This is a genomic window from Kitasatospora sp. NPDC058063, assembly GCF_042885395.1.
In the GTDB taxonomy this organism is placed as follows: Bacteria; Actinomycetota; Actinomycetes; order Streptomycetales; family Streptomycetaceae; genus Kitasatospora; species Kitasatospora lactacystinica.
On sequence record NZ_JBHVSD010000038.1, the window covers coordinates 21671 to 36796 of the forward strand.

The following is a 15126-nucleotide window of genomic DNA, read 5'->3' on the forward strand; positions in this document are numbered from 1 at the left end:
CGGTGACTCCTCCGTGGTCGTACGGGGTGGGCCCGGCGAGCCTACCCCGGTGTCGAATCCCGAGGAGGGGCTCAGCGGCGCTCCGGCGGGAGCAGGGCGGCCAGGCCGTCGAGGACCCGCTGGAGGCCGAACTCGAAGCGGGCGTCCATGTCCGGCGCGGTGAGGTCGTCGGCGAGGGCGACCAGGTTGGGGAAGGTCTCGGCGGGCAGGGCGCGGAACAGGTCGCCGGCGGCGTCGGCGATGTCCCGGCGGCTGGTGCCGAGCACCTCGGCGGCCGAGATCGGCGACTGTTCCTGGAGCACGAAGCCCTGGACGAAGGCGCCCAGCAGGTAGCTGGCCATGGCGGCGTCGGCGTCGGAGAAGCCGGCCGCGCGGAGCCGGTCCAGCTGGTCCTCCATCAGCCCGAGCAGGTGGGGCCCGGGGGCGAGCCGGCCGGCGACGACCTTGGCCGCGTCCCGGGTGTCGAGCAGCAGGCGGCGGTAGCGCCAGCAGTACGCGTGGAACTGCTCGCGCCAGCCGCCGGTGCGCGGCGGGGGCTCGGCGGAGCCCAACAGCGCGTCGGTGAGCAGGTCGAGGAGCTCCTGCTTGTTGCGGACGTGCCAGTACAGCGAGGCCGCCTTGACGCCGACCTCGGCGGCGACCTTGCGCATGGACAGCCCGCCCAGTCCGTCCCGTTGCAGGACGTGCAGGGCGGCCTGGGCGAGGGCGTCCCTGGTCAGGGCGGGTGTCGTGTCGTCGGTCCCGGGCGTGTCGGGGTGGTTCTGCGGCATGGGTGTGCGGACGCCTCCGGCCGTGTGGTGGATTCCCGCTTGCAATCTAACACCGTTAGGTGCAATCTGTGGCTGTCGCGCCGACCCCTAACGGTGTTAGGGGCTCATGACCGGGAGGGAACCCCATGGAGGAATCGAGCGCCCGCCGCCGACGGCTCGCGCTGCTCACGCTCTGCGTCACCATGTTCATGTCCATGCTGGACAACGTCATCGTCAACAACGCCCTGCCCCGCATCGGCCAGGAACTGGACGCCGGAATCAGCGGCCTGCAATGGGTCGCCGAGGGGTACAGCCTGGTCTACGCGGCCTTCGTGCTGACCGGTGGCGCACTCGGCGACCGCTACGGCCGCACCCGGGTGTTCCGGCTCGGCCTCGCTCTCTTCACGGTCGGATCGGCCCTGGCCGCGCTCGCCGACACGATCGGCGTGCTGGTCGGCGCCCGGATGCTCCAGGGCGTCGGCGCCGCGCTGCTCACCCCCGGCAGCCTCGCCCTGCTGCGGCACGTCTTCACCGACGAGCAGGAGCGGGCCAAGGCCATCGCCACCTGGTCCGGGGTCTCCGCGCTCGGCCTCTCGGTCGGACCGGTGGTCGGCGGCCCGATGGTCGAACACCTCGGCTGGGCCAGCGTGTTCTGGATCAACGTGCCGATCGGCGTCGCCGGACTGCTGCTCGCCGCCCGGGTGCTCCCGGACATCCCGCCGCGCGCCCGCCGGATCGACCTCGGCGGCCTCGCCCTGTCCACCACCGGACTCGGCCTGCTGGTCTACGCGCTGATCGAGGGCCCGTCCCGGGGCTGGACCGACGCCCGGGTGCTCGGCTGCGGCGCCGCGGCCGCCGTGCTGCTGATCGCCTTCCTGCTGCTCGAACTGCGGCTCGCCGAACCGATGCTGGAGCTGCGGCTGTTCCGCGACGGCATGCTGGGCGGCGCGCTGCTCAGCGGGTTCATGGTCAGCTTCGGGATGTTCGGCGCGCTGTTCTTCCTGCCGCTGATGATGCAGGGCACCCTCGGCTGGTCCCCGGCCGCCGCGGGCTACGCGGGGCTGCCGATGACCGCGATGCTGGTGCTCGCCGCGCCGCTCTCCGGCCGGCTGACCGCCCGCCACGGGCCCCGGCCGCCGCTGGTGCTCGGCCTCGTCCTCTGCGCGGCGGGCCTCGGCGGCCTGTCACTGTACGGAGACCACGCGCACTACCTCGAATACCTGTGGACGCTGTTCGCGATGGGCCTCGGGATGGGGCTCACCTTCACCCCGGTGTCGATCGGGGTGATGCAGCGGGTCGCCCCGGCCCAGACCGGGATGGCCTCGGCGGCCATCAACACCCTGCGCGAGCTCGGCGGGGTGCTCGGGATCGCCGTGCTGGGCGCCGTCCTGACCGGACGGCTGACCGACTCCCTGACGGGCGCGCTGCACCGGCTCGGCGTCCCGCCGGACGCCGTCGGTCCGATCGCGGACGCGCCCACCGGCGCGGTGCACGGCGGTGGCGCAGCCGCGGCGGCACTGCCCGGTCCGCTCCAGGAGGCGGTGGACGGCGCCTTCATCGACGGAATCCACCTCGCCGTGCGCTGCGGGGCGGTCGCGCTCGCGGTCACCGCCGTCCTGGTCGCCGTCCTGCTCGGCCGGGCCCGTCCGATCGCCCCGCCGGAGGCCGTCCGTCCGCTGCCGGCGGAGCCGGCCGAGGCCCGCTCCGCCTGATCGGCGATCCGGTCGGCGATCCGGGTCGGCGGCCCGGCCGGGCGCACGGTACGCCCGGACGCGCCCGCCGAACGGGCGCCGCACCGGCGGCCCGTCAGTGGATGCCCTCGATCGCCGCCTGCGCCCTGCGGGCCAGCTCGCGCCGGGCGCCCGCCCGGGCGGGCTGCGGGCCGGGCGGCGCGATCGGCGGCAGGAAGGTCACGTCGGCGACCAGCCCGCGGGCCGCGACCACCCGGGCGAGCGAGGTGAGCAGCCCGTCGTCCCCGATGAAGGCGGGCACGCTGGTCGGCCGTCCGTCCGCCAGCCGGTAGCGGATCGTCACCGGCTGGACGTCGGCGCCCGCCTCCACCGCCGCCTGGAACAGGGCGGGCCGGAACCGGCCGCTCTCCCGCCCGCACCAGGTCGACCCCTCCGGGAAGACGATCACCGGTTGCCCGGAGCGCAGCACCCCGGCCACCGCGGCGACGGTGTCCGGCAGCGTCCGCAGCCGGTCGCGGTCCAGGAAGACGGTGCCGCAGCAGGCGATCAGCGGGCCGAGCACCGGCCACTGCCGGACCTCCGTCTTGGCCAGTGACCGGCCCGGCCGACCGGCGGCGAGCAGTGGTATGTCCAGCCAGGAAACGTGGTTGGCCACCACCAGCACCCCGCCGTCAGCGCCGGGACCCGGTCCGTCGGGCCCGGCGAGGTGGACGGTCACCCCGAGGGCGCGCAGCACCGTCCGCGCCCAGAGCCGGACCAGCGGGATCCGGGCGCGGTACGGGAACAGCCGGACCGGCAGGCCGAGCAAGACCCCCGCCAGTACGGCGGCCAGACAGGCCGCCAGCCGCAGCGCCCGCCGGGGGTGGGAGACCTCCGGCGAGGCCTCGGCCAGGCAGGTCTCGGGCCGGCAGGTCGCCGTGGGCAGCCAGACGCTCATGACGAGGCGCCCGAGGCGGGTACGCCGGACAGGAAGTGCCGCAGGTAGCGCGGGTCGGTGCGCTCCAGCGACAGCAGCACGTACAGGTCGGCGCAGTCGAAGTCCGGGTCGTACGCGGGCTCGCCGCAGACCCAGGCGCCCAGCCGCAGGTAGCCGCGGAGCAGGGCCGGCAGCGCGCCCCGCTCGGCGCGCGCCACCCCGGTGGCGTCCCAGCGGCGGTGCGGGGTGACCCGGTACTCCTCGGGCGCCAGGTGCTTGGCACTGACGGTGTCCCAGACCCGGGCCGCGGTGGCGCCACCGTCCGCCAGCTCGATCGAGCAGCAGCCGCCGACCCAGGTGTTGCCGGTGTCGGCCAGGTAGCGCGCGATGCCGCCCCACATCAGGTTGATGACGGCGCCGTTGCCCCGGTGGTCCGGGCGGATGCAGGAGCGCCCGAGCTCGACCAGGCCGGGGCGCACCGGCGCGAGCGCGGAGAGGTCGAACTCCCCGTCGGAGTACAGCCGGCCGGCCCGGCGGGCGGCCTCGGGGCGCAGCAGCCGGTAGGTGCCGACGACGGCGCCCTGCTCGCCCTCGCGGACCAGCAGGTGGTCGCAGTACTCGTCGAACGGGTCGACGTCCAGGCCCTCGACCGGGCTGTGCAGCACCGCGCCCAGCTCGGCGCCGAAGACCTGGTGACGCAGCCGCTGGGCGGCGCGCACGTCGTCCTCGTCGCGGGCGAGGGAGACGGTGTACGCGGCCGGGGCGGCGGGCCGGGGGCGGGGCGCGGGGACCGCCCGGGCGTCGTGGGTGGGGGCGACTGCGGACGGAGCGTACGTGGGGACGGTGGTCATGGCGGACCCTCCAGGGCAGCACGATCGGCGGTGCCGTGGATCACCAGGGCACCGTCCCGGTCCGCAGGCGGTTGGGCATGGACGCGAACCGGTCCCCGTATGTCTCTCCGAGCCGGTTGGCATTTATGTTGCGGCCCGGCGGAGCGCAGATGTGCACCTGTTGAATGGGAACACCCGTGGCCCGGCGGTCACTTGTCCGGCACCCGGCGCTCGCCCGCCGGGGGTGGACAACTCCCGCCGCAGGGGCGTACGGCCGCACCGCACGCCCCTGCGGCCCGATCGCTACGCGCGGCTCAGAACGTCCGCCAGCCTTCCGGGTCGACCCCGCCCGGGACGGCGCCGGCCGGGCCGTACGGCTCGCGGGTGTACACGAAGGAGCCGATGTCGAGGTGGCTGACCGTGCCGTCGGGGTGGCGGACCACCCGCAGGGTCTCGCCCGCGAAGTAGTTCTCCATGCCGGTCCAGGTGCCGTCCGGTTCGGGCCGGAAGCGCGAGCCCCGGCCGGTGCCGGTGAGCGGGGTGAGCTCCAGCACCCGCCCGGGCCGCAGCCGCAGGGCGGCCGGCGCGGCGCCCCAGTACCAGGGGCCGGTGAGCTCCACCAGCTCCGCGTCCACCGCGGGCAGCGGGCGCCACGGTTCGGGCAGCCGGGGCTCCAGTTCGGCGGTGAGCGCGATCAGCTGCGCCGCCAGGGTCGAGGCGCTGGCGGCTCCGCTGGTGGCGTTGGAGAGGGCGTAGGCGGCCAGGCCGTCGGCCTCGCTGATCCACAGGCCCGCCGTGAAGCCGGGCATCGAGCCGGTGTGTCCGTACAGCAACCGGCCCTCGTGGCGGCGCAGTTGCAGGCCGAGGCCGTAGCCGCTGGTCCACTCGGCGTCGTCCGGGGCGACGGCCGGGCAGCGCATCTCGGCGAGGGATTCGGCGGACAGCACCTTGTCGTCGCCGGCCGTCAGGAAGGCCGCCCAGCGGGCCAGGTCGGCGACGGTGGACCAGAGTTGACCGGCCGGGCCCATCAGGCCGGTGTCGGTGAGCGGCTCGGGCAGCAGGACGTCGGCCCAGGGATGGACGGCGAAGCCCCCGGCGTGCGGGTGCTCGGGCAGCAGCGTGGTGCGGTCCATGCCGAGCGGGGCCAGCACCTCGCGGCGCAGCACCTCGCCCCAGGGCTCGCCGCGCAGCTTCGTCACCAGCGCGCCGAGCAGCGCGTAGCCGGGGTTGGAGTAGTGGTGCACCCGCCCGGCCGGGTGCTTCAGCGGCCGTTCGGCCTCCAGGAGGTTGTCGAGGCCCGGCCGCAGCGAGCCCTCGGTCCGCTCCCACCAGGGGCCGGGGGTCTCGGCGGTCAGGCCGGAGGAGTGCGCGAGCAACTGGACGACGGTCGCCTCGTCGGCGGGGGTGCCGGGCAGGTGGCGGGAGAGCGGGTCGGCGAGGTCGAGCAGGCCCTCGTCGCGCAGCCGCAGCACCAGCACGGCGACGAAGGTCTTGGTGAGCGAACCGATGCGGTACTGGACGTCCGGGGTGGGGGCGTGCCCGTCGACCATGCTGCGGGCTCCGCTCCACACCGGCTGCCCGTCGCGCAGCACCCCGGCGACCATGGAGGGCGTGCGACCCTCGGCCTGGGCGACGGCGAGCCGGTGCAGCAGCGCGCGGCGGGTGGCGGGCAGCAGCTCGGCGGGCAGGTCGGTCATGTGGGCTTCTGGACTCATCGACATATGCACGGACAGTAGCCCAGCCCGGGCCCGGGGCCGACCGATTAACCAGGCCCACACCCAGGCCCCGGCCCAGGCCCACGCCCCGGCTGCGGGCGAACCGCGCGGCGCCGGGCCGGGTGGAGCGCTCAGTCCGGCAGCGGCGGCAGTTCCGGCCGCTCCAGCCAGGCCTCGAAGAGCGGGCCGAGCGGAGCGGTGGTGTACCGGGCGGCGTGGGCGCGCAGGTCGGAGGTGGCGACCACGCCGTGCCGGTTGGCGCCCGTCCAGTCCCGCAGCATCGCGAAGAACGCGTCCTCGCCGAGCGTCCGCCGCAGCGCGTGCACCACCAGTCCGCCGCGCTGGTAGAGCCGGTCGTCGAACATCAGCTTCCGGCCCGGGTCGTCGAGCCGGAGGTCCTGCGGCAGCCCGGCCAGCAGCCGGTGCGCGGCGGCGGCGTGCACGGCCGCGCCCGGGCCGCCGGCGTGCTCGGACCAGAGCCACTCCGCGTACTTGGCGAAGCCCTCGTTGAGCCAGATGTGCCGCCAGTCGGCGATCGTGACGCTGTTGCCGAACCACTGGTGGGCCAGCTCGTGCGCGATCAGCCGTTCGTGCTCCCAGCCGGCGCCGAGGTGGTTGGTGCCGAAGGTGGCGACGCCCTGCGCCTCCACCGGGACGTCCAGTTCCTCGTCCGCGATCACCACCGCGTACTCGCCGAACGGGTACGGGCCGAAGACCTCGCCGAAGTACGCCGTCATCTCCGGCTGCCGGGCGAAGTCCCGGGCGAACGCGGCGGCCAGCCGCTCCGGGACGTAGCCGGTCTGCGGAACCGCCGGTCGCACCGCCAGCGGCACCGGCCGGTAGTGCCCGATCGACACCGTCACCAGGTACGTCGGGGTGGGCGCGCTCTGCTCGTACACCCAGGTGGTGCTGGACGCCCTGGTGGTGCGGGTCAGCAGCCGGCCGCTCGCCACCACCGTGAACGGGGACGGCGTGGTGACGGCCAGCTGGTAGGTGGCCTTGTCGGCGGGCCGGTCGTTGCACGGGAACCAGGACGGTGCGCCGACCGGCTGGCTCGCCACCAGCGCGCCCTCGGTCAGCTCCTCCCAGCCCAGGCCGCCCCACGGGCTGCGCACCGGGCGCGGGTTGCCGGTGTAGTGCACCTCGACGGTGAACGCGGCGCCCGGTGCGAGCGCCCTGGCCGGGCGGATCCGCAGCTTGCCGCCGCGGTGGGTGTAGCGGGCGGCCCGGCCGTCGACCAGCACCCGGCCGATCCGGAACTCGGCGAGGTCGAGTGCGAACTCCGCCAGCGCCGCGTCCGCCACCGCGCTCAGCCGGGCCGAGCCGGCCAGCCGGTTGGGGCCGGGCCGGTAGTCCAGCGCCAGCTCGTAGCGGTGCACCCGGTAGCGGTGGTCGCCGCTGTTCGGGAAGTACGGGTCCGGGGCACCGGCGGCCGCGGGGACGTGCTTGGGCTTCACGGGGGCGTGCGCTTCCTGCGGGCCGGGACGGGGGGACGGGGAGGTGGTCACGACGTGGTCTGCCACGCCTCGATCGGGTTGCCCAGCCACCGCGTGTCGGCGGGGACGGACTCGGCGCGCATCACCAGCGAGGCCGGGCCCAGCGTGCTGCGCGCGCCCACCGTGCTGCCGGGCAGCACGATGCCGCCCGGGCCCAGGGTGGCGCCCTCGCGGAGGACCACAGTATCCATCCGCATGATCCGGTCGTGGAAGAGGTGCGTCTGCACCACGCAGCCGCGGTTGATGGTGACCCCGTCGCCGAGGGTGACCAGGTCCGCCTCCGGCAGCCAGTAGCTCTCGCACCAGACGCCGTGCCCGACGTGCGCGCCGAGCGAGCGCAGCCACAGGTTCAGCACCGGGGTGCCGGGCACCGCGCCGACCAGCCACGGCACGGCCAGCATCTCCACGAAGGTGTCCGCCAGCTCGTTGCGCCACACGAAACCGCTCCACAGCGGGTGCTCCACCGCGCGGAACCGCCCGACCAGCAGCCACTTGGCCGCCACCGCGACCGCGCAGGCCACCGCGCCGGCCGCCAGCAGGACCAAGCCGGACAGCAGCGCGGCGGTCAGCGGCGAGCCGGCCGCCAGCCAGGACAGTGCCGCCACGGTCAGCAGACCCAGCGCCGCCGAGGCCAGCACCGGCACCAGCCGGCCCACCTCGACCAGCCCGCGGGCCCACAGCAGCCGGGCCGGCGGCTCGTAGGTCAGGCTCTGGTCGGCCTGGTCCGCCGAGCGCGGCAGCCGCATCGGCGGCATGCCCAGGTACGACCCGCCCTTCTTCGCCTTCGCCGGCGTCGCCGACAGCACGCCCACCAGGCCGCGCTTGGGCACCGAGCGGCCCGGCGCGGTCATCCCCGAGTTGCCGAGGAACGCCCGCTCGCCGACCTTCGCCTCGCCGAGCCGCACCCAGCCGCCGCCCAGCTCGTACGGGGCCATCAGGGTGTCGTCGGCCAGGAACGCGCCGTCGCCGACCGTGGTCAGGCTGGGCAGCGCCAGCACCGTGGACACCTCCGCGCCCCGGCCGACCCGCATCCCGAGGGCGCGCAGCCACAGCGGCGTGACCAGTCCGGCGTAGAGCGGGAACAGCACCTCACGGGCCCGGTCCATCAGCTGGGTGACGGTCCACGCCTGCCAGCCCACCCGGCCGTGCAGCGGGTGCGTCCCGGGCACCAGGCCGGTGCTCAGCAGCCGGACCAGCACCACCAGCTGCGCCGCGTACACCGCGCCGAACGCGAGTGTGGCGGGCAGCAGCCCGAGCAGTGCGCCACCGAGCGCCGGACCGAGGGCCGCGCCCTGGTCGACGAAGCGGGAGAGCACGGCCAGCGCGGCGAGCGCGGGCAGCACCGGGAGCAGGCCGAGCACGGCACCGCTGGCGCCGTACAGCGAGGCCCAGCGGGCCCGGCGGACCGGGCGGTCCTTGGGCCAGGTGCGCTCGGCCCGGCCCAGCTTGACGGCGGGCGCGCCGCCCCAGCGCTGGCCGGTCGGCACCTGGCCGGTGACGCTGGAGCCGGCCGCCACCTGGGCGCGCTTGCCGACCCGGGCGCCGGGCAGCAGGGTCGAGCGGGTGCCGACCACGGCACCGGAACCGATCTTGACCTGGCCGATCAGCAGCCGGTCGCCGTCCAGCCAGTAGCCGCACAGGTCCACCTCGGCCTCGACCGCGCAGCCGCGGCCCAGCTTCAGCATCCCGGTGACCGGCGGCAGCGAGTGCAGGTCCACCTCGGGTGCCACCTTGGCGCCCAGCACCCGGGCGTAGCGCACCAGCCAGGCGCCGGACAGCGAGTCCGCGCCGCTCAGCTCGGTGAGCCGCTCGGCGGTCCACAGCCGCAGGTGGACCGAGCCGCCGCGCGGGTGGCTGCCCGGGCGCACGCCGCGCAGCAGCAGCCGTGCGCCGCCCGCCGCGAGGGCCAGCCGCCCCGGCGGGGTGTACAGCGCGAGCGCGCCCGCGCCGACCCACCACCAGGAGGCGGTGGGGGCCCACGGGAAGTCGCCGAGGTGGGTGAGGAGGTTCCCGGCGGCCAGCAGGGCGACCGTCCAGCGCAGGCCGACCACGGTGAACAGCGGGACCAGCAGGAACAGCTGGAGCAGCTTGGCCCTGGTCGGCACCAGGGCGACGGTGCGGGCCTCGGTGCTCTCGCCGGCGGTGCGCTCCAGGTGCCGGGCGAGCTTGCGCAGCGTCGGGTGCTGGTAGATGTCCAGTACGGCCGCGCTCGGGTAGCGGGTGCGCAGCAGGGTGGTCAGCCGGGCGGCGGCCAGGCTGCCGCCGCCGATCGCGAAGAAGTCGTCGCGCGGGCCGCCGACCCGGACGCCGAGGATCTCCGACCACTGCTCGGCCAGCCAGGCCTCGGTGCCGTACAGCTCCTCGCCCGGGCCGGCGCTCTCCAGCTCGGGCAGCGGCCAGGGCAGGGCGTTGCGGTCGACCTTGCCGGAGGTCCGGGTGGGCAGGGTTTCGACGGTCGCCAGCAGCGGCACGAGGGCGGCCGGCAGCTCGGCGCGCAGCCGCTCGACGGCCTGCTCGCGGTCGAAGCCGTCCTGGACCACCAGGTAGCCGACCAGCAGCTGGTTGCCGCCGCGCGCGGTCCGCACGGCGGCCGCCGCGCCTGCCACACCGGGCAGGGCCTGCAGGGCCGCGTCGACCTCGCCGAGCTCGATCCGGCGGCCGCCCAGCTTGATCTGCTCGTCGGTGCGGCCGAGGAAGAGCAGGCCGGCCGGGTCGGCCTGGACCAGGTCACCGCTGCGGTAGGCGCGCTCCCAGCCCAGCGAGGGCAGCGGCGCGTACTTCTCGGCGTCCTTCTCCGGGTCGAGGTAGCGGGCCAGGCCCACGCCGCCGATCACCAGCTGCCCGGTGCCGCCGGGGGCGACCGGCACACCGGCCTCGTCCACCACGGCGAGGTCCCAGCCGTCCAGCGGCAGGCCGATCCGCACCGGGCCCTCGCCGGTCAGCAGGGCGGCGCAGGCGACCACGGTGGCCTCGGTGGGGCCGTAGGTGTTCCACACCTCGCGGCCCTCGGTGACCAGGCGCTGCACCAGCTCGGGCGGGCAGGCCTCGCCGCCGAAGATCAGCAGTCGCACCTCGTTGAGTGCCTCGGCCGGCCACAGTGCGGCCAGGGTCGGGACGGTGGAGACCACGGTGATCTCCTGCTCGGCCAGCCAGGGGCCGAGATCGGCGCCGCTGCGCACCTGGGAGCGGGGGACCGGCACCAGGCAGGCGCCGTGCCGCCAGGCCAGCCACATCTCCTCGCAGGAGGCGTCGAAGGCGACCGAGAGGCCGGCCATCACCCGGTCTCCGGGGCCGATCGGCTCCTCCTGGAGGAAGAGCGCGGCCTCGGCGTCCACGAAGGCGGCGGCGTTGTGGTGGGTGACGGCCACGCCCTTGGGCTTGCCGGTCGACCCGGAGGTGAAGATGATCCAGGCGTCGTCGGCCGGGGTGGGGCGGCGTTCCAGGGCGGGAGCGCGCTCGCCGGTGGTCGCCAGGCCGCGCTCGGCGCCGAGCACGGCGGCGACGGCGGCCTCGCCGAAGACCAGCTCGGCGCGCTCGTCCGGGTCCTCGGCGTCCACCGGGACGTAGGCGGCGCCGGCGGCGAGCACCGCGAGGATCGAGACGTAGAGGTCGTTGGTGCCGGAGGGCACGCGCACGCCCACCCGGTCGCCCGGGCCGATCCCGGCGGCGCCCAGCCGGCGGCGCAGCTGCTCGACCTCGGCGGCCAGCGCGCGGTAGCTGAGCACGGTGTGCCCGTCGTCCAGGGCGGGCTCGTCGGGGTGGGCGCGCACGGTGGCGTCCAGCACGTCGACCAGGGTGCGCGGGGCGGCGGCCGGGCGGCCGGGGAACAGGGCGCGTGCCTGCTGCGGCTGCGGCTCTGGTTCCGGCTGCGGCTCTGGTTCCGGGTCCGGCTGCGGTGGCGCGGGCGGTGCGGCCTGGGTGGGCTGCTGCGGTGGCGTGGCGTACTGCTCAGGGTGGCTCGGTTCAGCTGTCATGGCAGCCGTGCGCTCCTCGTCCTCGCCCCGTTCCGACCGATGCCCGGCCCCTGGGGCGGTGGGAGCACCGCCTGATCGGGTGACCCCACTCCGGGGCCGGAGCGGACAACCTGACCGATGGTAGCCCCGGGGCGGCGAGCGGAAAGGAGCGGACACTCGGCCCAACTGGCGCCCAAATAGCCGAATCTGACAGAACGTCAGTCAAGAACTGACGCTTCTTGATGTAGAAGTGATGGGGCGTCAGGGGAATTGACGGATCGTCAGGTCGATTTTCCGACCGTGATCCATGCCACAGCGATTCCTGCTCCCTTCGGGTGGCGGGAGGTGGCGGGCCGGGTTTCCCGGGCCGATTTCTCCGGTCCGGGCCCGGCCCGCCGTCCTGCCCGGTGGTCAGCGGAACCGGTGCAGGTTCTCACCGAGGAAGGCCTCCAGGGTACGCGGGGCGCGTCCGGTGAGGCCGAGGAAGGAGCCGTCCGGGGTCTCCTTGCGGACCACCGCGAGCTGCTGGATCTCCACCACGTGGGTGGCGAGCCAGGGCGGCATCCCGGCCCGGCCGACCAGGTGGGCGTGCAGGTCGGACGGGCTCAGGTCGAGGTAGCGGACCGGCCGGCCGAGCAGCTCGCCCAGCAGTGCGGTGAGCTCCGGGTAGCTGTAGGCCCGCCCGCCGGTGAGCGGGTAGGTGCCGCCGGCCAGCTCGGGACGGGTGAGCACCTCGGCCGCGGCGTCCCCGATGTCCCGGGCGTCCACGTAGTTGCACCGTGCCTGGCCCATCGCGCCGTGCACCACCCCGGCGGCGGCGATGCCGGGCGCCAGGAGCAGCAGCTTCTGCATGAACGCGTACGGCCGCAGGACGGTGGTGGTGATGCCGCAGGAGCGCAGCCGCTCCTCGATCAGGTGGTGGCCGCGCGAGACGGCGACGGGGGAGTCCGGCTCGGCGGCGGGCGCGGAGACCTTGACGATGTGCTCCACGCCGCAGTCCACCGCGGCCTCGATCGCGTTCAGCTCGTACCGGACCTGCTGCGGGCCGTTGGCCATGGTGAGGAAGAGCTGGTGCGCACCGCGGAACGCCGTACGCAGGGAGGCCGGGTCGGCGGCGTCGGCCGGGAGGGTGGCGGTCCGGGCGAGCGTGTGCTCGTCGAGGGCGGCGGCCAACCGGGCGGGGTCGCGGCTGAGGGCGCGGCTCGGTGCGCCGAGGGCGGCGAGGCTGCGCAGGGTGGCGCCGCCGGTGGCGCCACCGGCGCCCATGATGACGATCATGACGTCTGCCTTTCGGGATGGGGTGCGATTCCGGGGTGGAGCGCGGTTTCGGGGTGGAGCGCGGTTTCGGGCTGGGACGCGACTCCGGGCTGGGACACGGCTCCGGGTCGGGGCGCGTTTCCGGCTTGGGGTACGGCGGGGAGCCGGTGCTGCGCCGTGCGGGCCGGGCGGCTGCCGCGCCAGTGCCAGGTGGTGATGGTGGCGGCGATCGCCGAGGAGACCGGCAGGTCGATCGGCAGCCGGCGCGGCCAGGGGCTGTCGGCGAGGGCCGGGACGTGCGGCAGCCAGCGGGCGGCGGCGAGGCCGACCGCGAGGCCGAGGGCGGCGGCGACCAGGCCGAGGGCGGCGGCCGCGAGCGGGCGAGGGGTCCGGGCGGGCCGGGTGCGGACGGGGCGGCGGCGCAGAACGGCGCCGAGTGCGGCGGCCACCAGGGCGGAGGTGCCGCCGATGGTGGTGAGCGCGGCGGTCACCAGCTGCGGCTGGCCGGTCACGGCTCCGCCTGTCCCGGCCATGGCGGCGGGCATGACGTAGGCGACCAGGACCTCGCGCCACAGGACGAAGGGCGGGGGAGCGCCCGGGGCCTTCTTGCTCATGGGGTCGGTTCTTCCTCTCGCTTATGGTTAGGTGCCTAAGTATTTGTGCTTAGGTGCCTAACTATTGGGGCTGAAGGGAGGCGGGCCGTCATTCGGCGGCCCGCCGGGGGGTGGATCAGTCCTCGGTGAGTGCGTCCATGCCCGCGACCACCCGGGCCAGCAGGTCCAGGAAGGTGGCGCGCTCCTCGACGGAGAGGCCCCCGACCAGTGCCTGCATCCGGGCGAAGTGCGCGGGGGCCAGCTCCCGCAGCTTGTCGGCGCCCCGCGCGGTGAGGATCACCACGTTGCCGCGGCCGTCCTCGGTGGACGGCCGGCGGGCCACCAGGCCCTCCCGCTCCAGGCCGTCGACCAGGCCGGTCACGGTCGCCCGGGAGACGCCGAGACTCGCCGCGAGCTGGGAGGGCGACTTCTCGCCGCCGTGGTCCTCCAGGTCCGCCAGCAGCCGGTAGCGGCCGGTGGAGAGGCCGAATCGGCCGAAGTGCACCTCGCCGGCCTGGCCGATCCTGGCGCCCGCCGCCATCAGCCGGGCCGCGACCAGGATCGCCTGCGGGTCGGCCGCGAGGCCGTAGCGGGCGATCTGGCGGCGGGCCTGATCGAGGCTGGGGGCCGTGGGGCCACCCTCGGGTTGCTGGGTCACAAGAAGTAATATGGTGCCTAACCTGATTCCCGGTCAAGTCGAACCATGGACTGATGCCTAGGCGGCACGGGGAGCGATCCTGGGCGGCGTCCAGTCGGCGTGCCGCAGGACGGTCCGGACCATCGCGCCGGGCGGGGTGAGCCGGATCGCGGCGTTGCGCAGGCCGACCGCCAGCGGGTGGGCGAGCTGCTGGCCCAGCCGGCCGGCCCGGCGGGCATCGCGGGCCACGGCCTGGCTGCGCGGGCGGCGGGCCGCGTCGTAACGCGCGAGCGCGCCCTCGACCGTCCGGGTCCCGGTGAGCAACGCCGCCAGGGTCACCGCGTCCTCCAGTGCCTGGCAGGCGCCCTGGCCGAGGTGGGGCGTCATGGCGTGCGCCGCGTCGCCGAGCAGTGCGATCCGGCCCGACACGTAGGACGGCAGCGGCGCGGCCAGCTCGTTGACGTCATGGTGCAGCACCGCCTCCGGCCGGGTCGCGGCCAGCAGCGAGGGGATCGGCTCGTGCCAGCGCGCGAAGCGGCGGCGGACCTCGGTCAGCGGGTCCCGGTAGCGGACCCCGGCCGGGGCGTTCAGGACCGCGTGCCACTCGGCGGTGCCGTCCGGGAACGCGATGTGGCCGAACTCGGCGCCGTGGCCCCAGGTCAGCTCGAAGTCGGCCTTCAGGCCGTCGACCGGACGCTCGGTGATCGCCCGCAGCACCGTCGAACCGCTGTGGGTGGCGCCGGGGTGGCCGGGGAAGAGGCGGCGCCGGAGACGGCTGTTGACGCCGTCGGCCGCCACCAGGAGGTCGGCCTCCAGTGTCGTGCCGCCGAAGCCGGCCCGGACCCGGAACGGCCGGGTCGTGTCCACCTCCGTCACCTCGGAGCCGACGACCAGTGAGGCGGCGGGCAGCGCCTCGCGCAGGACGCGGTGCAGGGCCGCGCGACGGATCCCGACGATCGGGGCGCCCAGTTCGCGCTCCAGCGCCGCGCCGTCCATCGCGGCGAGCCGGCGGCCGTCCGGGGTCCGGGTGCCGCCGGTGTACTGGCGGCGGGCGGCCGCCTCGACCGCCTCGCCGACCCCCAGGGCCGCGAGCGCGCGCATCCCGTTGGCGGCCAGGGAGATGCCGGCACCCGCATCCTCCAGGACATCCGCCCGCTCGACCACGATCACGTCCCACCCCGCCAGTCGGAGCCCGATGGCGGCCGCCAATCCGCCGATGCCGCCCCCGACCACCACCGCGCTGTTGCCGCTCATGCCCGGTCCCTCCCGTGTCGCCGTGCTCCTTCTAC

At 75.4% G+C, this 15126-nt stretch carries 11 protein-coding genes; 1 reads left to right on the forward strand and 10 read right to left on the reverse strand.

Annotation, left to right across the window (positions count from 1 at the left end):
• Positions 1 to 71: 71 nt before the first annotated feature.
• On the reverse strand, positions 72 to 770 hold the full coding sequence (locus ACFVUY_RS39595; protein ID WP_387694357.1) for a TetR/AcrR family transcriptional regulator: 699 nt from the start codon (positions 768 to 770) through the stop codon (positions 72 to 74).
• Positions 771 to 895: 125 nt separating this feature from the next.
• Between ACFVUY_RS39595 and ACFVUY_RS39600 the strand changes: the two genes are divergently transcribed.
• Complete coding sequence (locus tag ACFVUY_RS39600) at positions 896 to 2461, forward strand: MFS transporter (RefSeq protein ID WP_387736890.1); 1566 nt, start codon at positions 896 to 898, stop codon at positions 2459 to 2461.
• A gap of 94 nt (positions 2462 to 2555) precedes the next feature.
• On the opposite strand, the gene ACFVUY_RS39605 is transcribed toward ACFVUY_RS39600, so the two are convergent.
• From ACFVUY_RS39605 to ACFVUY_RS39645, 9 genes are all read right to left on the reverse strand, one after another.
• Positions 2556 to 3377 carry a lysophospholipid acyltransferase family protein gene (locus ACFVUY_RS39605; protein WP_387736891.1) on the reverse strand — a complete coding sequence of 274 codons (822 nt, stop codon included), beginning with the start codon at positions 3375 to 3377 and terminating at the stop codon, positions 2556 to 2558.
• Positions 3374 to 4207, reverse strand: a complete 834-nt coding sequence (locus ACFVUY_RS39610) for a GNAT family N-acetyltransferase (protein WP_380547933.1) — start codon at positions 4205 to 4207, stop codon at positions 3374 to 3376. The genes ACFVUY_RS39605 and ACFVUY_RS39610 overlap by 4 nt, the downstream gene beginning before the upstream one ends.
• Positions 4208 to 4500: 293 nt before the next feature.
• Positions 4501 to 5883 carry a serine hydrolase domain-containing protein gene (locus ACFVUY_RS39615; RefSeq protein WP_387736892.1) on the reverse strand — a complete coding sequence of 461 codons (1383 nt, stop codon included), beginning with the start codon at positions 5881 to 5883 and terminating at the stop codon, positions 4501 to 4503.
• Positions 5884 to 6032: 149 nt separating this feature from the next.
• Positions 6033 to 7358 carry a M1 family metallopeptidase gene (locus ACFVUY_RS39620; protein WP_387694353.1) on the reverse strand — a complete coding sequence of 442 codons (1326 nt, stop codon included), beginning with the start codon at positions 7356 to 7358 and terminating at the stop codon, positions 6033 to 6035.
• Between the two features lie 47 nt (positions 7359 to 7405).
• A complete protein-coding gene (locus tag ACFVUY_RS39625) occupies positions 7406 to 11371 on the reverse strand; it encodes a Pls/PosA family non-ribosomal peptide synthetase (protein WP_387736893.1) in 3966 nt (1321 codons plus the stop codon).
• Between the two features lie 390 nt (positions 11372 to 11761).
• On the reverse strand, positions 11762 to 12628 hold the full coding sequence (locus tag ACFVUY_RS39630; protein WP_387694351.1) for an NmrA family NAD(P)-binding protein: 867 nt from the start codon (positions 12626 to 12628) through the stop codon (positions 11762 to 11764).
• A complete protein-coding gene (locus ACFVUY_RS39635; RefSeq protein ID WP_387694350.1) occupies positions 12625 to 13221 on the reverse strand; it encodes a hypothetical protein in 597 nt (198 codons plus the stop codon). Before ACFVUY_RS39635 ends, ACFVUY_RS39630 begins: the two co-directional genes overlap by 4 nt.
• Before the next feature lie 115 nt (positions 13222 to 13336).
• Positions 13337 to 13858: a MarR family winged helix-turn-helix transcriptional regulator gene (locus ACFVUY_RS39640; protein ID WP_387694349.1), complete on the reverse strand. Its 522-nt coding sequence runs from the start codon at positions 13856 to 13858 to the stop codon at positions 13337 to 13339.
• A gap of 57 nt (positions 13859 to 13915) precedes the next feature.
• The gene (locus tag ACFVUY_RS39645) at positions 13916 to 15091 is read right to left on the reverse strand and encodes an FAD-dependent monooxygenase (RefSeq protein WP_387736894.1); all 1176 of its coding nucleotides are present in this window, start codon (positions 15089 to 15091) and stop codon (positions 13916 to 13918) included.
• Positions 15092 to 15126 lie beyond the last annotated feature (35 nt).